21 protein-coding genes are annotated in these 18,427 nt (G+C 43.8%); 17 read left to right on the top strand and 4 right to left on the bottom strand.

The annotated features are described in order from the left end of the window. Positions 1–683 precede the first annotated feature (683 nt). Positions 684–995 (top strand): hypothetical protein, encoded by a 312-nt coding sequence (locus tag WC788_01895; GenBank protein MFA6096362.1) that lies wholly within the window; start codon positions 684–686, stop codon positions 993–995. 191 nt (positions 996–1,186) lie between these two features. Here WC788_01895 and WC788_01890 read toward each other — a convergent pair whose 3' ends face one another. Together WC788_01890 and WC788_01885 are read right to left on the bottom strand one after the other, a co-directional pair. Further along, the gene (locus tag WC788_01890; GenBank protein ID MFA6096361.1) at positions 1,187–1,996 is read right to left on the bottom strand and encodes a hypothetical protein; all 810 of its coding nucleotides are present in this window, start codon (positions 1,994–1,996) and stop codon (positions 1,187–1,189) included. 133 nt (positions 1,997–2,129) lie between these two features. Further along, positions 2,130–2,474 carry a hypothetical protein gene (locus tag WC788_01885; protein MFA6096360.1) on the bottom strand — a complete coding sequence of 115 codons (345 nt, stop codon included), beginning with the start codon at positions 2,472–2,474 and terminating at the stop codon, positions 2,130–2,132. Between the two features lie 166 nt (positions 2,475–2,640). Here WC788_01885 and WC788_01880 point away from each other — a divergent pair, with 166 nt between their 5' ends. Next, positions 2,641–3,018 carry a hypothetical protein gene (locus WC788_01880; protein ID MFA6096359.1) on the top strand — a complete coding sequence of 126 codons (378 nt, stop codon included), beginning with the start codon at positions 2,641–2,643 and terminating at the stop codon, positions 3,016–3,018. Between the two features lie 163 nt (positions 3,019–3,181). Here the strand turns inward: WC788_01880 and WC788_01875 are convergent, their stop codons facing one another. After that, positions 3,182–3,358 (bottom strand): hypothetical protein, encoded by a 177-nt coding sequence (locus tag WC788_01875; GenBank protein ID MFA6096358.1) that lies wholly within the window; start codon positions 3,356–3,358, stop codon positions 3,182–3,184. 263 nt (positions 3,359–3,621) lie between these two features. Here WC788_01875 and WC788_01870 point away from each other — a divergent pair, with 263 nt between their 5' ends. The 3 genes from WC788_01870 (at position 3,622) to WC788_01860 (ending at position 5,192) form a co-directional block, all read left to right on the top strand. Next, on the top strand, positions 3,622–4,080 hold the full coding sequence (locus WC788_01870; GenBank protein ID MFA6096357.1) for a hypothetical protein: 459 nt from the start codon (positions 3,622–3,624) through the stop codon (positions 4,078–4,080). 140 nt (positions 4,081–4,220) lie between these two features. Next, positions 4,221–4,448, top strand: coding sequence for a hypothetical protein (locus tag WC788_01865; protein ID MFA6096356.1), 228 nt, complete (start codon positions 4,221–4,223; stop codon positions 4,446–4,448). Between the two features lie 159 nt (positions 4,449–4,607). After that, the gene (locus WC788_01860; GenBank protein ID MFA6096355.1) at positions 4,608–5,192 is read left to right on the top strand and encodes a hypothetical protein; all 585 of its coding nucleotides are present in this window, start codon (positions 4,608–4,610) and stop codon (positions 5,190–5,192) included. Between the two features lie 101 nt (positions 5,193–5,293). On the opposite strand, the gene WC788_01855 is transcribed toward WC788_01860, so the two are convergent. Continuing rightward, positions 5,294–5,530 carry a hypothetical protein gene (locus WC788_01855; protein ID MFA6096354.1) on the bottom strand — a complete coding sequence of 79 codons (237 nt, stop codon included), beginning with the start codon at positions 5,528–5,530 and terminating at the stop codon, positions 5,294–5,296. Positions 5,531–5,693: 163 nt separating this feature from the next. On the opposite strand from WC788_01855, the gene WC788_01850 reads away from it, so the two are divergent. The 12 genes from WC788_01850 to WC788_01795 all read left to right on the top strand — a co-directional run bounded on the left by WC788_01850 (position 5,694) and on the right by WC788_01795 (position 18,420). Beyond that, positions 5,694–6,614: a hypothetical protein gene (locus WC788_01850; GenBank protein MFA6096353.1), complete on the top strand. Its 921-nt coding sequence runs from the start codon at positions 5,694–5,696 to the stop codon at positions 6,612–6,614. A 227-nt stretch (positions 6,615–6,841) separates the two neighbouring features. Then, positions 6,842–7,465 carry a nicotinate-nicotinamide nucleotide adenylyltransferase gene (locus WC788_01845; protein MFA6096352.1) on the top strand — a complete coding sequence of 208 codons (624 nt, stop codon included), beginning with the start codon at positions 6,842–6,844 and terminating at the stop codon, positions 7,463–7,465. A 239-nt stretch (positions 7,466–7,704) separates the two neighbouring features. Further along, positions 7,705–8,844: a hypothetical protein gene (locus tag WC788_01840; GenBank protein MFA6096351.1), complete on the top strand. Its 1,140-nt coding sequence runs from the start codon at positions 7,705–7,707 to the stop codon at positions 8,842–8,844. Positions 8,845–8,848: 4 nt separating this feature from the next. Then, a complete protein-coding gene (locus tag WC788_01835; GenBank protein MFA6096350.1) occupies positions 8,849–10,408 on the top strand; it encodes a hypothetical protein in 1,560 nt (519 codons plus the stop codon). Between the two features lie 124 nt (positions 10,409–10,532). Next, complete coding sequence (locus WC788_01830; GenBank protein ID MFA6096349.1) at positions 10,533–11,900, top strand: adenylosuccinate synthetase; 1,368 nt, start codon at positions 10,533–10,535, stop codon at positions 11,898–11,900. Positions 11,901–12,220: 320 nt separating this feature from the next. Beyond that, positions 12,221–12,733: a hypothetical protein gene (locus WC788_01825; GenBank protein MFA6096348.1), complete on the top strand. Its 513-nt coding sequence runs from the start codon at positions 12,221–12,223 to the stop codon at positions 12,731–12,733. A gap of 1 nt (position 12,734) precedes the next feature. Then, positions 12,735–12,935, top strand: coding sequence for a hypothetical protein (locus WC788_01820; GenBank protein ID MFA6096347.1), 201 nt, complete (start codon positions 12,735–12,737; stop codon positions 12,933–12,935). Next, positions 12,841–13,071 carry a hypothetical protein gene (locus WC788_01815; GenBank protein ID MFA6096346.1) on the top strand — a complete coding sequence of 77 codons (231 nt, stop codon included), beginning with the start codon at positions 12,841–12,843 and terminating at the stop codon, positions 13,069–13,071. Before WC788_01820 ends, WC788_01815 begins: the two co-directional genes overlap by 95 nt. Before the next feature lie 18 nt (positions 13,072–13,089). Beyond that, positions 13,090–14,907, top strand: a complete 1,818-nt coding sequence (locus tag WC788_01810; GenBank protein MFA6096345.1) for an ATP-binding protein — start codon at positions 13,090–13,092, stop codon at positions 14,905–14,907. A 200-nt stretch (positions 14,908–15,107) separates the two neighbouring features. Continuing rightward, complete coding sequence (locus tag WC788_01805) at positions 15,108–15,938, top strand: hypothetical protein (GenBank protein ID MFA6096344.1); 831 nt, start codon at positions 15,108–15,110, stop codon at positions 15,936–15,938. A 168-nt stretch (positions 15,939–16,106) separates the two neighbouring features. Next, a complete protein-coding gene (locus WC788_01800) occupies positions 16,107–17,180 on the top strand; it encodes a hypothetical protein (protein MFA6096343.1) in 1,074 nt (357 codons plus the stop codon). Between the two features lie 160 nt (positions 17,181–17,340). Beyond that, entirely contained in the window at positions 17,341–18,420 is a 1,080-nt protein-coding gene (locus tag WC788_01795) for a hypothetical protein (GenBank protein ID MFA6096342.1), read from the top strand. The last annotated feature ends 7 nt before the right edge of the window (positions 18,421–18,427 follow it).

Raw genomic sequence — 18,427 nt, 5'->3', positions numbered from 1 at the left:
TTTGAACTTGCAAATAATTATTTGAACATCTACCGTATTATGCATATTAATATTATTTCGAAAGAAATGTGGATTCCGGATTCCTCCATAGGCGCCTGCCTGCCGGTAGGCAGGGGCAGGCCCGTCTGTCTCCGCCGTCTGGCGGATACGGCGAGGCAAGCAAGTTTGGAATGACATATTATTTTAAAAAAAGAGATGGAGTTCGATCCATCTATTATTTTATTCTCAAATGCCACTATCTTAATTTTATTGCTATGGCTAGAATTTTAAGATAGCGTTTGTTCACTCTTTCCCGCACTATGATAATATGAATTATCATAGTGTTGTATAAAACACTTTCCTTGGTTGATTCAGGTTTCTGAATTGTCATGCTGAACTCGTTTCAGCATCTTCCGTATTGTGCGTATAAATATTATTTGCGAAACAAATGTGGATTCCAGCTTCCTCCGGAGGCCCCTGCCTGCCGTGAGGCAGGGGCAGGCCTGTCCTTCGCGAAAGCTACGGTGAGGCAAGCAAGTTCGGAACGACATACCCCTTTGATATTTTGACATATGGAAAATTACATTATAGTATGAGGAAAAGATGTTTGGCAAAAGCCAGACAAAGGAGGCGATATAATTAACGACAATGAACAGGAATTTTGGAATACAGGCGAACCGCAGTCCTGTGCTCACAGTTCAAGAATGTACAGGAATGGAGATTCTGTATATTTGGAGGTGGAACGTTATGATAGCGAAGATCAAAGAAGATATGACTATCGCGCTGTTCTGGCTTGGACAGAATATGTCGATATGATCAAAAAAATGCAGAATGGAGAGGGTGGACTTATCAAGGGTGCAGACGGCGGATCGTCGGTCTATTTCATGGACAAAGGGAACGGACGCGCTGAGCTCACGTTATATGGCATTCCTTCGCCATCTGTTTCTCCGGGAGGGAGGCAGATCAAAGGAACTGTGATAATACCGCTGGAATTCAAGATGCTTCTTCCCAAATAAGACAAAATATCGGTTTTAAACCGCAGCAGATAGTTACTCAAAAGTAACTATTATTTTTTATTTCTTTATATCTATTCCGTGGATCTTTTAATATCTCTAATTCGCGCGAATAGGCGAATAGGCATACGCTGGAAAAAAAATGAGATGGAATTTAATCCATTTTGTTTATATAATATAAGAAAAAAGTAGTCCTAGGTTGGAACTACTGTTTTTTTTAGCTCTTCGAGTTCTTCTTTCAGTATGGCCAGTTTTTTCTCCTGCAATTCGTTATTTCCGAAAATCTCTTTCGTGGATTCAAGGGCGACTATGGCTCCTGCCGTTGCGATCCTCTTTCCCTCCGGGCGATTGATCCTGTTCGCTTTTACAAAACTTTGCACTTTGCTCAGATCTTGTGAGTCGACCAGCAGGTCCATGAAAATACATTCAGAGAGCCTCAGTTCAAAGAATTCTTTTATTTGCATGGTGATATCCAGGGCGAAACTATTCGGATTGTCGTATAGGGAAACCATCATTTCCCTGTAGTGATCCTTGGATCTGAAAAAGTCCCTGAGCGAGATCCCTTTCTCTTTTGAAAGCTCATTTGCGGGATCGAACAGCTGTGATGTGTCTGCGGGGAATACCTGCCATTTTATCACCGGCAGCTCTTTTCTGCTGCAGATCAAAACCGATCCGCACATGTTCTCGCGGACAGTGGCGGTGGATTTCGGAACTTCTTCATGCAGGAGATCCGCAAGTATTTTGGCCAGTGCATCTTCGTCGATCTCATCGAGATAGAACGAAGCTATGCTTTCAATTGTCCGGGCGATGTATTGTTTTTCACCCTTTTCCTCTTCGGCTGTAATTTCTGCATAGCCGGCCAAAAGGCATATTCTGCGTTTCATTGCCAGGTATCGTTCCAGGTTCTCTGTCATTAAAATGGATATTGTTTCAACGAAGTCATCCCTCTCTTTCAGACTTTCGATCTTGATCTTGATATCCGTTTTGGCTTTTGTGTTTTCCATTATTGAAACCTCCGTCGAGATCAGGTGTGGCACGTTTTGCGCGCCTGATTCGAACGGTGTATTATAGCAATAACACTCCAAATGTCAAGCCGTAAATATGCCAAAACGGCAGTACGGATAAAATAAAAGCAGGTTAGACCTGCTTAAGGCGAAGGAACTCTCTGAGTTTCTCCGATTGTCCTGAATTGAATTCTTCAAAATGAATGCCATCTTCTATTGACTCGTCTTTTGAAGGTATATAATTCCCTACAAATATAATACCTTCTGATTTCAAATATATGCAGCCTTTCCGTCCGCCATGAGAATATGAATTTATTACGATTAATTCATATAATCCCGGCTCGGGATCTTCCAGAGTTATTTCCGTATCCAGATAGGCCCGTAATATCGCTCTAATGGCATCTTTTTGTTCGTCGGCTTCAGACGATCCTCCTTTGATAAAAAAAACTTTTCCATTGATTCCTTTTACCGTCCACATTATCTCACCTCCATTTATTTTATGTGAAACACCGTATCTTAATATGAATATTGACATATGTCAACAACTTGCCTCGGAGGGGGGATCTGATTTTGACATATGGAATATTACATTATAGTATGAAGTAAAAGAAGTATGGCCAAAGCCAGACAAAAGAGGCGATATAATGAGCGACGAAAAGCAAGTGTTTTGGAATACCGGCGAAAAAGAAAATAATGCAAGCAATTCAAGAATGTACCGTGACGGAAATTTCGTCTTTCTCGAAGTCGAGGATTTCGACAGGGAAGATGTCAGAAGATACGACTATAGCGCAAAATTAAATTGGGCTGAATATCTGGACATGATAAAGGATCTGCAAAAAGGGGAGAGCGGATCGCTGAAAAGCGTAAGTGACAGATCGTGCGTATCTTTCGCGGGCAGTTCAGACGGAGGCGTTTTGATAACGCTGACCGGAAGCCCGTCTCCGTGCTCAGCGCCGGGAGGAACCTCCATTCAGGGAAGCATGAGAATATCAGAAAAATTGGAAACGCTGCTTCCTAAATAAAGCGGAATGTCGGTTTTAACCGAAAGCAATAGTTACCAAAAGTAACTATTATTTTTTTATTTCTTTATATCTTTTACGTGGATCTTTTAATATCTCTAATTCGCGCGAATAGGCGAATAGGCATACGCTGAATAAAAAAATGAGATGGAATTTGATCCATCTTTTATTTAGCCGGCGGTTTGACTTGCACTCTTGCCATAGCTTGCTGGCAGGCTTCCCAAATGCCATTCTGGGAGTCTTCATCTACCATTCTGGCAAAATTCATTGCACTTACAACCTGGTCGACTGTCGTCAGGGTTCCAACGAGAGCGATAAACGCGTCGTGTTGTCCGGATAGCATATTATACCTCTTTGTTTCGTTTCACACCTTGTTTGAGCGTGAATAAAGACATTAGCATGTGTTCGTGGTCGCGTCAAGGGTCTGAATAATCTTTTCAGCTTCGGTCCTGACCGTGTCCATTGATAATATTCCAGTTTATGGAATATTGGCGCGATGATTGACAAAACCGGATCTTGTGGTAAAATAGCAAGTCCGGGTGAAACATATTCAGCCTGGAAATATAAAGTTAAAATTCATTGAAAACATACAAAGGGTGATAAGAAATGGAAAAAGAATATTCTGAAGAGAGGGCGGCATTCATTCTGATAGTCTCGGTTCTGGCGGGTTTATTGCTTGTCGGCATGATAATCGCAATTGCGGAATTCGGGATTATCATTGCCATCAAAGCATTTGCGATGTATCTGGCGGTTTTGTTTGTGATAGCCGCTGAGTGCACATTATTTGCAAGATTAATATTCAGACTGATACCGCACAGCACTTTCGTGAGATCAATGGCTCTTTGCGCCGTGATACTTCCCAGTATCGTTGCATACATGCTTGTATTGGTAACGTATATAAGGCCGTGGACATATGCCGAGGCTGGAGTGCCATTCTCGGCAACGCCCGATCTGGCATTTATGTTCATGAACCTTACGGGAGCGATCGTTGTCGTGTTCACGGTATTGTTGTCGGTCGCGAAAAAGTCAATAGAAAGCCTGCCGAATGCAATCAAGGCGGATTAAATTATTAAAATGCGGAAACGTCCGCATTCTTTTTATTGTGTTGCCGCGATAGTCCGATTGGTATGACAAAATACATATAATTTGTTAAAATAGGGACATAGACCGGTTCGGAGGGAAACTTTTATTCTTATTATATTAATATGGATTCCGATAAGGCGAAGCTTGGTGAAAAGGAAAAGATAAATTTGGCAAAAAAGGCGTTTGATGGATTCATAAAAAAAATGGATGCGCTTTTCAAAAGGCAGAACGAGCTTTTTGAAGGCCTTTTGGAAAGGATCAATGAGAGAAAGCTTGATGAGCAGAGGAAAAAGATAGACGAGGCTTATAAGAACAAGGTCGAGGAAGCATTGAAGAAAAGAGATCAATAGTTTGATGGATGTCATAGTGTATGCCGGCGGGTTGGGGATGCCGGACTATATTTAAAAAAAGTGCCGTTTGTCGGCGCTTTATTTTGTGATGTTGCTTTGGGTCTTGAAATCTTGACATTATGTAATAAATATGGTATATAAACAATGGAGGTAGTTTATATGATCGGATATATACTGGCAGCCATAGCAATTATTACGGTTATAGGGTTATGGTTTGCAGGCAGGGAAACTTTCATTGAGAAGTATAACAAAGAGGTTCTGAGAACGTGTTTTCAGAAAAGACACGGAGCACTGCCCGCATCTCTTCAGGGTAAGAGTGAATTTGAACGACTGGAGAAAAAATTTATTTCCAGAAGTCAGCGTGTAAAAATACCCCTATCAAATCTGCGCAGCGACCTGGCTATTGAGATTCCGGTAATATTGCTGGTGGTCTATATTGTGAAGATAATAGCCAATCGGGAAATAAATATTTCTTCAATGCAGCAAATCATGATCGCCATAAGCTTGATCGCGCTCGTACCTGCTGTGCTTGAGATCCGGGGAAGGAAGGTTTCTGAAAAAATATTAAGAGAAGTTCCCTTGCTGGCAATCATGGGGATAGCATTCTCTGTCGTAATTGAGACCTTGAAGCCTGCGCTTGTGACATCGATAGAAACATTGGCGGCATTTGGAATAATTATCTTTGTATTTGCTAAATGGCACATCTATAAAGCGAGAATAAAGGAAGCATCCGCTTCGCAGTAAGGAAATGAACTTTCCTTATTTTTTTATGGCATTGTTTGACCCTGGATCGTATCGAAAAAAAGGACCTCGTGAATTTAAAAAAAGTGCCGTTTGCCGGCGCTTTATTTTGTTTGAACTAAATTCATGTTTATTACGGGGCTCGTCCTAAGCTGGAATTCTCCTTTATTGAAGATGCTGATGCATCCGTGCGGATCGAAGACCATTTCGTCTCCCTGTTTGGTGTCTCCGACGTCAACAGCCGGAGATTCGTTTATCTTCATCAGTTTGCCTATGGTGAATTTGCCTTTTTCTATTTTCAATCCATAGAGCGAATTCAGTGTTTGTATAAGATATTGCATCTCATTCCTCCATGACGCGAAATCTAACATACTTTTTGCATATCTGTCAATGGAAGTCCGGGCTCGGCATATTTGACATCCGCATTGAACTTATATATTATTATCTGTCAAAGCGGGAATCAGCTTTGAAAGTGAACATTGAAAAATTTTGTGAGGTGATGATATGCTAATAGTAACGTTACCGGCTCTCTATAAAGAGGATCTCGTTGAAAGAGTTTTGAGCGATGATCTTGTGGATGGGGTCAGGTTGAATATCGGAGCAAAGAATCAATATAAAAGCGCAAAGGAAGCGATCGAGGCCGTGTTGTCGATCATCGGCGACAGGACATTGTTTATCGATGTGAAAGGACGGCAGCTGCGCGTTGCCAAGTGGACCATTCCTCCATTCGGGAACATCGAACTAAATCATGAGTTCAGTGTGGACCTTCCCGCAAAGATCATATTCCGGGGAGGCGACGAGTCGGAAATAAGGATCATCTCCGGAAAAGTGATCTATGTGGATCCGGACCCGAGAGAAGCTCTTGGGGAAGGGCAGGCCGTGAACATACATGGCAATAATCTGAAGATATTCGAATATCTGACGCCGGAAGATGTTGAATATATCAATGCGGCAGCGGAGCTTGGAGTGCATAAATACATGCTTTCTTTTGTCGAAGAGATGTCCGATATTTCGGATGTCCTGGCTCTCGATCCGAAGGCCGAGATCTATCTGAAAATAGAATCCCAGAAGGGCCTGGAATTCGTCAGGAGGGAATATCCCGCACTGAAGCGGAATGTCAGATTGATCTTTGCGTCTGATGACGGATATATAAACATCGGGGATGATAAGACCGAAATTTTCGATGCACTTGATCTTGTCATCAAAAGCGATCCCGATGCGATAGCCGCGTCCCGCATTCTGACCTCTTTGGAAAGAAGCGAAACAGTTTCCATGCAAGACCTTTTGAGCCTTCGCTATCTTGAATCGATCGGTTTCAGATCGTTCATGCTGAGCGACGGTCTGAGCTCGAGGATGGCAATATTCGAAAGAGCTATTTCAGTGATGAGACAATATCAAAACAGAACAAACAATAATCCTGCTTAAAAACAAGCGGATTTTTTTAAATGTTCATTGGCCGGATCAGCCATGAAAGCACATTATTTCAGGGGTTTGGAATAGGGGTGTCTGATGACGTTTTTGAGCTTGACAATATAGGATAGAAGTCCTATATTTGAAGGTCAATATTCATTAAACGGATATTGTCGGAAGCGCAATGAAGAAAAAAGTTCTTTTAAAAGGTGATTTTATCGTGTATTAAAGAGGTGAATGAATTGTATAGACGCAAAGGAAAAGAAAGGGTGGTGATCGTCGGAGGAAGCATGAATCCTCCGCATATACCGCACCAGATAATCGCGATGGAACTTACAAAATTATTTGATTTTGTCTATGTGATCCCATGCGGTTTCCGCGAGGACAAATCGACAACGAATGAGACCTCGATCCATGACAGGATGGAAATGGCGAAGATAGCGTTTGAGAATATTCCCAGGGTCAGGCTTGATCTCGATGATCTGGAAAATAATATATTTACGCCGACATATCTTGTTCAGGAAAAATATCAGGAACTTCATCCCAATGCCGAGATCTGGCATCTCATCGGCGAGGATCTGATAGCCGGAGGATGCAGGAATAATTCCGAAATTCAGGCCGCTTGGAACAAGGGGCCGGAAATATGGAACAATCTGAATTTTTTGATCATTATGAGACCGGGATATGAAGCGAAGCCGGACGACTTGCCTCCGCATTCCGAGGTGATCGAGATCGAGGGTCTTGTCGGTTCGGGGACTCTGATACGGCGGCTCGTTTCGGAAGATAGGCCGATTGACGGGCTGGTTGATCCGAGAGTGATCGAATATATAAAAGAACATAAATTATACAGAAGAAAAAAAGCTTAGGAAACAAACAGGCGGCGGAGCAGAACGAACTGTTCCGCCAAATATTTTTCAATCTATGATCTCGTTGATTGCTGAAAGATAATCAATGTAAACGTGATTGCCTTTCAGCAGGATAGCGAAGATCAATGTTATCCTGAGGAACGTACTTTAACAACTCGAGGTGTATAGAATGATGTGACAGAAAGAAAGATATGCTCTGTAAGGATCAGAGAAATGAATAATGTTGAAGAGGTGAAAAAATGAACAAAGAGGAAGAATTGAAGGCTATACATGCGGAACTTCAACGTGCAAAGTCTCCGGAAGATATTTTCGGAAATTTGTCAGGCGAAGATGTCGCCGTCCGTCTGAAAAAAGTCAGGGAAATCTATGTAGAAAAGACGAAGTTCGTCTTTCCTGACCATTTCAGATATAACGACAATGTTTTCAAGATGGCAGAAGAAGCATTCAAGATGCTGAACGTTTTCCGGAAAGAAGCCGATCTAATGATCGAGCGGGAAGCAAACGGCGGTTCGTCAGAACAGGACTCATCGGAAGAAGAAGTAATTGTCTTTAAGAGGCAGAATCGTGAATATCATATGAAGTTGCCGAAAGAGGCGGAAGGAGATATTTCGCTGATCTATTCAGGAATCTGTGTGAAAGGTGAGAATGCTTCGATACCCGTCAAGTTTAAGGTGGTCATAGATCCGGCCGATGATGTTTTGATGCAAAACGAAGTAAGGATATTAAAGTTCCTTAATTCGCAACGAAGCAAGCAAAGCAAGCATTTTCCGGTTTTGATCGACCAATTCAGAACAACTGATCACAAACCTGGCCTTATTCTGGAGAGTTTCGACGGATACGATCTTTACTCAATGCGTGAGGAATATAAGAACGGAATACATCAGAGGCATGTGGCGTGGATATTTGATAGGACCCTAAGCGCTATCGGATATTCACATAGTACGGATTGGACTCACAACAAGATCAATCCTTCACACATAATGTCGCGTCCTCGAGACGATAATGTAATGATCGTTGACTGGAGTTATGCGACACGAGATCCTTTCCATACCGGAGAAAGCTTCAAATATTATGATGAAGACTATAGCGCTCCGGAAGTGAAACAGGGAAAGCGTCCTACCCCGTCATCTGATCTTTATTCCATCGGAAAATGCATGATATATGCGCTTGGTGGAGACATCAGGACGAATACCATGCCCGGCTCGGTGGATGAGAGATTCCAGAGGTTCATCAGGTTCTTTGTAATGGAAAGCCCCATTCAGAGGGCCAATGATGCCTGGGAAATGCATGCGCAATTGAGAGATCTTCGGAAAAAGATCTGGGGATCGGAAAGATTTGAGGAATTGAAAATGAAGAAAAAAATAATACAATGGAGGTAAGAATATGGGAGGCGGAGATTATAACGGAGATGTAGGCGAAAGAGCCAGATCTACGGAAAGAAGGGTGTTCACCTATGAGGGTTATGAAGGCGGAGATTCCGAAGCTGCCCGGAACCCTGCAAAAAGGGAATGCCATAAGGATCTGAATATAAAGAAGAAAAACAGGGAATGCCGGGACAGCCCCGAGCATCCCGAAACTACAGGGATATTCGTGGCGTTTGACGTGACGCGTTCACGAGGAGATGACACAAAGGTCATATATGCAAAATTGCCGATGTTCATCGGACAGGCCATAATGAGGAACTATGTTTCTCATCCTACGATCTGTTTTGGAGCGGTAGGCGATGCGAGCGTGGCCAATGGGATCCCTTGCGATAAAGCGCCGATCCAGGTCGGACAGTTTGAGTCTGATAACAGGCTTGATCAGAATCTGGCGAAGATATGGCTTGAAGAAGGCGGAGGCGGAACAGGACAGGAATCATATGAACTAATGGCATATTTTGCCGCACGACACACGATCCTGGATGCCAACAAGCGAGGCAAGAAAGGTTATCTGTTCTTCCTGGGAGACGAAGGATTCTATCCGAAAGTTTCCAGGGAACAGGTGAAGAAATGGATCGGAGATGACCTGCCTGAGGATATCGACTCGAAGCAGATCTTTGCGGAACTGCAGCAAAAATATCATGTTTTCCTCATATTCCCGCAGAAAAAGTGGAATGAGAGGAGGGCCGATATTGATGCGGAAATGGAAAAGCGGGTCAAGGAAGCGGGCGGAATGTATGATGCAGCCGATGTGGATATACGCGCATCACTTCTCTGGAATAAGAGAAATGACCTCGATATCCATATCATAGATCCATGCGGACATCATATCTTTTATGGCTCGCACTGCAAACGGAACAACCATTCTCCGGCTCCTTGCGGAGGATTCCTTGATGTGGACATGAACGTTCAGGGCTATAAGAATGACGCTTTCAATACGGATAAGCCGGTTGAAAACGTAAGATGGCCAAGGGGAAAGGCGCCGAAAGGACATTATAAGATATATGTCCAGAATTACGCCTTTCATGAGCGGAGCCTTGAAGGAACGGAATTTCGCGTAGAGGTGCAGGTCGGCGACGACATCATGCACTTTGAAGGAAGAACTCCGGATGGGCTTAGTGGTTCTTCAAGCAATGTCCAGGTCCATGAATTCGACTTTGACCCGAGCAAGGCCAGAGAAAGGAAGAATGACGCCGATAAGTATGCGGGCTATAACGATGAGCTTATAAAAGCTCAATGGGCCGATGTGATCTCTGCGGAAAACATCCTTATGTGCGAAGATCCAAAAGGGATCGTCGATGTCATGCTGGGTGCGCTTGCGATCGCGGAAGGAAACGTCGATCTCGAGGGGTATCTCGTGGATATGGAAGGACGAGGCCAGACAGAGTTGAGACGAAGCCAGACCCGGAAGGCTCTTGCCGGCGTGGTGAGCACGGGTATGGAGCTTGTGAAAATAGATTCAAACCGGCTGGTTCCCGGAGGAGGAACAAAGAGAAAGAGCAAATCATCAAAACTGCAATAAAGAACTGAAATGAGAACATGCCGGGGTTGAGCTCGCGCTTAACCCCGCATAACTTTTTATGGAATGATGAATGGAATAAGGAACAAAATATATATCGAATATCGGATCGAATCGGAGGTGCGATATGAAAGAAGAAAGGATCTTCATTGTAGCGGGCTTGGGCTTCGGCGATGAAGGAAAGGGTTCTATTGTGGATTATCTTGCGAGACGATATGACATAAAATCAATTGTCCGTTATAATGGCGGGCCGCAAGCGGCGCATTACGTGGTGAATTCCGACGGATATCTTCATTGTTTCGCGCAGTACGGATCAGGAACTTTTTCAGGAGCAAGTACATATCTCTTCGATAAAGTGATGGTTGATCCGGTACGGCTCGGACACGAAGCCAATTCACTTGCGAAAAAAGGCGTAAAACGTCCTTTGTGGCTAGTTTCGATCGATCCCGATTGTCTCATAGTGACACCATTTCACGGCATTATCAATCAGATGCTGGAAATTTCAAGAGGCAATAAGAAACACGGAAGCTGCGGATTCGGAGTCGGCGAGGCGGTGAAGGACGGAAGAAATTATGGAGAAATGGCTCTTCGGGCGAAGGACCTTTCGGATCCGGAAACACTTCAGACAAAGCTGGATTTTCTATGGCGCATGAAGACAGATATTGCGGAGCAAATTGCTTCCGAGCAGCCGGAAAATTCAAAACTGCAGGAGCTTCTGGGGAATCTGAAAGATGAAAAATACGTCGGAAGACTAGCCTCGTATTACTCCAGTTTTTCTAAAGCGCTGAAAATCGGCAAGAAAAAAGGAGCTGAAATTTCCGGAAGTGTCGTCTTCGAAGGGGCGCAGGGAGTTCTCCTTGATGAAAAAAGGGGATTCTATCCTCACATAACGCATTCGTGCACTACTTTCGCCAATGCAGAAGAGCTGATCGGGTCCATGGGACTTCAAGGGAAGGTCGTCAAGATCGGAGTTATCCGGGCGTATAGCACCCGGCATGGCGCAGGTCCGTTTGTAACATACAATAAATGGCTGACCGGAAAGATACCGGACACGCATAACATCACAAATGAATGGCAGGGTGAATTTCGCATCGGATGGTTTGATCTGGTGGCGTCAAGGTATGCTCTGAGGGTAGCAGGAAAAATTAATTGTGTCGCACTTACAAACCTTGACCGTCTTGATTTTGAAAAGATCAGGGTGTGCGAGGCCTATGAATACTGCGGAAAAAAAGATGCATCGCTGCAGGAATACTTCGAGTTCGAAGAAACAAGTGGAAAAATAATGATAAAAAATATTAATTTTCCCGCAAAGACCTCTTCCGAACACCAAGGCAAACTCGCAGAACTTCTCAAGTTATGCAGACCGATCTACCAAACGGTGAAAAAAGCTGAATATATACACTTTCTAGAAAGTGAATTAAAGATTAAAATAGCGATCGCATCTTATGGCGAAAAAGCCGAAGATAAGGTTGAACTTAGGCCCCTATTGCAGTAAAACTGAAATAGGGGATTTTTTTATTAAAATAGCGGTTTTCAGGCATTATCGATCTTTCGTTTTCCCTGATATCGCCTTGTGATATTTTAAAAAAGGCGAGCATTTATTGCCAGTCCTGCCGATTATTGACAATTTATTCAAATAATGCTAGTTTGTTTAGTTAAAGTTTAACTTTAACAAAGCGAAAAACAGCCGGTTTAGTCTGGAATTTTTCGCATGCCAAGCACCATTGGCATATCAGGCGATATTCAAAACATCGCGCAATCGAAATTGCACTTTAAAAACCGGCAAACAAGGAACGTTTACAGGAGGAAGGATTTATGAGTAAGATCGTATGGATGAACGCTCAATTGAGCGCAACGGAGAACATGAATGAAATGCTGAACGAGCTTCGGCTGAAAGACCCCAAATTCGCAAAGATCATAGAAGATCTGGAGCTTGATGATGTCATCGAGGAATGCATACAGGGCGCTTTCAAAACCTTGGAAAGCCAGGGAGTCGAGATCACGGACCATATTTGCGACTTTGGCCGCAATGAAACCAAGTCCTTTGGCGGTCAGAAGATCATCGGCGCGCTGAAAACTTCAAAGCTTCCAAATGGTTTGGGAATAACAATGAAGAACGGAGTGGTCCGGTTCGCTGCTGACGAATACAGGAGCGAATGGAAAGAAGAGATAATGCGCCTCAAGAAGATGTTCACGGATGCATATCTTCTCGAAGCCGCGAAAGCCGCTCTTGAAATTCTCGGATACAGGATCGAACCGACTGAGAAATATTCGATAGGCGACGGCAGACAAAGCTTCAATGTCGTCGGGATGAAAGCTGGTGAATGAAATGAGAAAGGTTGCTATCAGGCTAAAAGACGGGAAGATCGAGATGGATTTCGAAGGATTTCCGAACAAAACGTGCGACTATGAAGAGCTTAAAATCAGGTCATTGCTTGAAAAAATGGGAGTTGAAACAGATGTCCAGAACGGAAGAAGAAAAGAAAAAGAAAAAGAACCTGTCGTCGGAAAAGAAAAGATCCGCGCGTGAATTTATGAGCGTCAGTGTTTTTGAAGGACGCGTAGAGATCAATGCCAGCTCTCATGACGATTCTCATTTTCTGCGGGATATCTTGCAGGCAGTCGGGATAGAAGTGAAGGTGAACTATGAAGGGATGTGCGGATAATGGAAGGAAAGAAAAAAAATGCAAAAAGGAGATGATGTTATGGTGTGGCAAGATGAGCTGATGAGAAATTTAGCTCTCGGAACAAACCTTCTTGTTATATGGGGGAATACAGGAGATTTTCAGAAGAACATGAAGGGCGACTATGTCACCCTGGATCAGGAGCTTGCAGAGGAATATTTCAGGCAGAGGATGGTTATTCTCTATTCCATTTCGACAGGGATACGATTTCCCAATGAAGATATGGAGAAAATATTCAGGCAGCAATATCTGCTCGAAGATCAAAGCATGGCGCCCCGGACAACCGCAGCGCAAAATAAGGCGATCGGAGTGCAGCAAAGATCCGCGAATGAGCTTTCCATCGACGAATTGATCGGAGGAAAGACGCCGGAGATCGTTTTGCCGCTGCTTGCCAGGATCATGAGGGACAATCTTCTGGTTTCAAGGATCGAAAAGAAGACGGCGGAAAAACTTGATATTTCAGGAAATATCCTGAAAAAAGTCGTGATAATATCTTTCGCCCACAACCTGGTTCCGGCCGCATCGGCTCATCAGAGCATTCAGGACCGTCTGGTCGTGGAAACTTTGGAGCGATTGGCTCAGGACAGGGATGTTGGCGCGACAGGGAACACTATGATATTGATCACGCCGAATATAGGTGATCTGGCCGAACCATTGAGGTCCACTCAGACAGATATCCCCGCCATTCGGATCCCAAAACCCAATATGGAGGAAAGAGTCAAGCTTTGGCAGGAACTTATCGGGCAAAAAAGGATAAATGTGGAAAGCAATGTAAACGCGCAAATGCTGGGCATCTGCACGTCGGGCTTGTCCGTAAAACAGATCAAAGGCATTTATGAGCAAGCTTCCTACAGCAAGGTCCCTTTGAGCCTGGACCTGATAAAGGAGGAAAAAAAGACGATCCTTGAAAAAGAATTCGGTGACCGCGTAAAAATTAAGATTCCCAAGTGGGGATTCAATTATTTCGGCGGAAAAGAAAACGTCAAGAGGTATCTTCGCGAAGTGAATGACAATATTCTGGCAGGGATGATGAGGCGTGTTCCGATGGGCATACTTGCGGCGGGTCCTCCGGGAACCGGAAAGACCTTCCTATTCGAGTGCTGGGCATTTGAATGCGGATTCAATTTCGTTGAGATACAAAATCCACGCAATATGTATGTCGGAGAGTCCGAAAGGTATATGCAGATGATACTTGCCTGCCTGGAAGACCTTGCGCCGGTGATCGTCGTCGAGGACGAAGCCGACCAGTCGGAAGGAGGCCGCGACGCTTATAACGGCGATTCCGGAGTTTCCAACCGCCTGAGGCAGAAGAAATTCGAATTCTGTTCCAGGCCTGACATAAGAGGAAAGGTTATCTGGGTGAGGATCACCAACCGGCCCGATCTTGTCGATCCGGCCTATAAGAGAAAAGGCAGATCCGATGAAATAATTCCGTTCGGTTTGCCGATCGAGAACGAATATCCGAACATATTCAGCGTGATGTTCGCACGATACGGGATCCCGACCGAGATCAGGGACTTTTCGAAATTTGCCCGTCTGCTGGTGGAAAAGAAATATGTTACCGGAGCGGATGTGGAATGGATGGTCCTTGAAGCGGATAGGATATCCGCCAGAGAAGGAGGCGCTTCCGTAAGAGAAGCGAATCTTTACCAGGCCATTGAGGAATGGGAAAGAAGCCTTGATCCGCAGGAAATAAACAAGCAGATCGTGCTTGCGATCAGAGGAAGCTCAAAGCATCTTCGGCCGGAGAATTGGGAGAAGATATTGAATGATGCAGAAGCCGAGTTGAATGGTGCAGGCTCGGGAGTGAAAACATAAAATGCTCATTCTGAGCTTAAAAAGAAAATATATAGAACATTTCGGCAATTCCGGTCAGCCATGAAAGCGGCGTCCGGCATTGCCTCTCTTTCCGTCAGACCGTTCAGAGCGAACAGTATGACAGCGAGGGACTTTTGGAAAGCACCTTGAAATGAAGATACTAGTTCAGACTATTGGAAAAGACAGAGGAGGAATATGCGATGTTGAAGATCGAAAAGAAAAAAGATGCCAATCTGTTTAAGGGACTGAGCAATCTCTTTGAGAAATATGTTAAAGGAGCCAAGAATGGGAAATATTACATCTTTTTACCAAATGATATTTTGGCGGAAAAGGTTGATGCCGGATCCAGAGAAACTGCGATGAGCCTTGAAGATGGACTGAGTCAATTGGGAAAAGCCGTTTATTTCGCGGCTACCGGGTTTTGGGAATATAACGACCCGAGCATCAAGATCGACGGCTATCCGCCGATCGAATCAATGACCTGGCCGGTTCTGGAGATGATGCTTTCGAAGGACAAAAAAGTTGAAATTGAAAAGATCGGCAGGAAGATCAAGGAGATCAACAGGAAGATCAACGAGATCGAAGAAGACAAGAAGAAAGTCGAAAGCATACCCGTAATAAAAATAAATGACATCCGATCGGATATTTCATTCGACCGGTCGCTCGTACAGGGCTGCACCGTTATGGATTCCGGAGCGATACTCGGCTTGGTTATAAAAAACGCAAATGCCCACGAGGAAGCATTGGGAATCGGGATCTATAAGTGGGTATGGGTATCGGCACAGAAAGACCGGACTCTTTATAAAATGATCCCGGATAATGCCAGATTGATCGAGATGCTTGAAAAGACAGGCTTCTTGATCGAGAAAAGCCAGATTCCGGAGATCATTGAAAAATGGGATAGGATCATCATTTATTCGGATAAAAAAAGCTTTATATACGGGCTTGAAAAGCTGAAGACCGAATTGAGTGGAAAGAAGATCATGTCCATATTGGACAAAAAAGGTAACTGGTATTTGAAAGTGGTGTGAATAACAATGTAATGGCAATTATTCCATCGAAAAAAAACGATGACCGATTGCCTCTCTTTCCGCCATACTGTTTAAGATAAACAGCATGGCAGAGAGGGACTTCAAAGGAAAGCACCTTGAAATCAATGTATTGATCATGCTTACAAGGAAAAAGGAGGAAGCGAAGATATGATAAAGATCGAAGAAAAGACAGATAAGGGTTATTTTGCAGCGCTGAGGGAGCTTCTTGAACTGTACAAAAAAGGAGCCAAGGCAGGCAACTATTACAAGATCCTGCCCCAAGATATCGTGGCGGAAGGCATATCTCTTGAAGGAAGAGAAACGCTATCAAGCGAGGAAGAAGGCCTGAGAGAACTCGCAAGAGTGATCTATTATGCCGCAACCGGCATCTGGGAATACAACGACCGGAGCATCAAGCTCGACGGATATCCCAAGATCGATTCGATGATGTGGCCTGTTCTGGAGATCATTTTTTCGAAAACAAAAATACAGGGCGTTGATGATATCGAGGCAAAGATAAAAGAAATTGAAAAGGGCGCAAAAGAAGACGAAATAGCTCCCGTTGAAACAGAGAAGGTTATAGACGGAGAAACGGGCAAAGAGGAAAAAATAGTCGAGCCGGTGCTTGAAAATAAAACCAGAAAAGTGCCGAATAATGCCTTGACATATTTTTTGACCAATGAAGGGTGCCGGATAAATGCTATAAAAGGAAAAGATCATCCGAGAAGAAGCAATGCGGAGGAAGACCTGAGCGTGCTGGCTCCTAGCGGAGGAAAAATATTCAAATTGGTTTCGATCCATGGGATTGGAATAATTATCTTTAGATCAAATGGGACAAATGTTGAATATTATGTTGGAGGAGACGAGTACGAAATATCAGAAGAGATCAACGAAAAGGAGATCCGTTTGCACAAACTTCAAACTTGGGACGCAAAAGAGTTCCTGCATGATCTGGAATTATTTCTGTGGGGGCAACGGGGATTCAAAGGAGACCTGTATTGGACATATAATGCCAAAAAAGCTTTGGTATATATCGAGTTTAAGGACACCAAGGGGCTGACAGAAGCCGGATTCATTGACAAAAAAGAAAGAGTGAAAGTTTCTTTGCTGAATATAGTTTCCTGGGGCTTATTTTCAGATACGGGAAAAAGCGTCAGCGAATTGGAAGAAAAGCTTTGGGGCAAGCGCATATTATCTGTATATGATGGATCGAATAATGGATGGTTTTTGAAAGTTTGCTGAATAAATATCGGCAATCCCTTTTGTGAAAAAAACAAGCGGTATTGCCTCTCTTTCCGTCATACTGTTCAACCAAACAGCATGACAGCGAGGGACTTTTTGGAAAGCACCTTGAAATCAAAAGTATCAGTTTTGTTCATGGAAGAAGAAGGAGGAAACAGAGATGATGAAGATCGGAAAGAAAACGGACGAAGAACTGTTCAAATCGTTCAAGAAACTTTTTGAACTGTATGCGAGAGAAGCTGGGGAGGGAAGATATTACTTATTTCTGCAGGATGATGTTCTGGCAGAGAATATTTCTTTCGCATCCAGAAAAACCGCAGCAAGCGCCGAAGAGGGGCTTAGAGAGCTTGGGAAAGCGATCTATTTTTATGCGACCGGTACCTGGGAGCACAACGATCCAAGCATCAAGATAGACGGCTATCCGCCTATCAAGATATTCTTTTGGCCCGCGCTTGAGGTTCTGCTTTCAAAGGCAGAAGCGCCAAGCATCGGAAGGATCGAAGAAATATTCGGGTCGGCTCAAGCTGACACGGGGGCAAGGGGATCCGAAGCTGAGATATCCGGAAAGTGGTCGAATATAGCGCAAACAAAAGACCTGAAGGGTATATTGATCAACATAGGCTGTACCGTGCTGACATTAAGGCAAGAAAGCAAGAATCCAAGCAAGGACATCAAGGCGGGCGACTTGATCGTGATCGCGCCGGAAGGATGCAAAATACTTGCTTTATGCAAAGATGATGGAGTAAGGATCCGCATAGAAAGGCCGGATAGGATATTTTATGAATACCTGTTAAAAGAATTCGGCTACAAAATAAGAAACAAATATCACGGAAACGAAGTCCATCTGAGAAGGATTGAGGCCGGACATGACCGATCAGCCCAAAGAGATGCGGAAAAATTCATCGATGAAGTGATAAATTTTGCGAAGGCATATGCGAGAGAACTGAAATTTGATAATGTGACGGGCATGATATTATGGGCTTCCAACAGAGAAAAGAATCTCATAAAAATGATACCGAATGATCATGCAGGCGTTGCATTATTCGAAAATGGCGGTTTCATAGATGAAAAAGAAGCGGTTGAATTCAAGAATATCACGACGGTAACAGGCAGGGCATACTATTCGATAGAAGGCTTCGCCTATGGTATGAACGGGTTAAAAGAGGAGCTGAAAGGAAAAAAAGTTCTGTCCGTGCTGGACAGAAGGGGCAATTGGTATTTGCGAGTATGCGAGGAATGAATTTGAG

It is taken from the genome of Candidatus Paceibacterota bacterium, assembly GCA_041661265.1.
Taxonomy (GTDB): Bacteria; Patescibacteriota; Minisyncoccia; order JAHIHE01; family JAGLIN01; genus JBAZUT01.
Note: the sequence above shows the minus strand (reverse complement) of the source record. Positions and strands in the feature narration are given on the sequence as shown.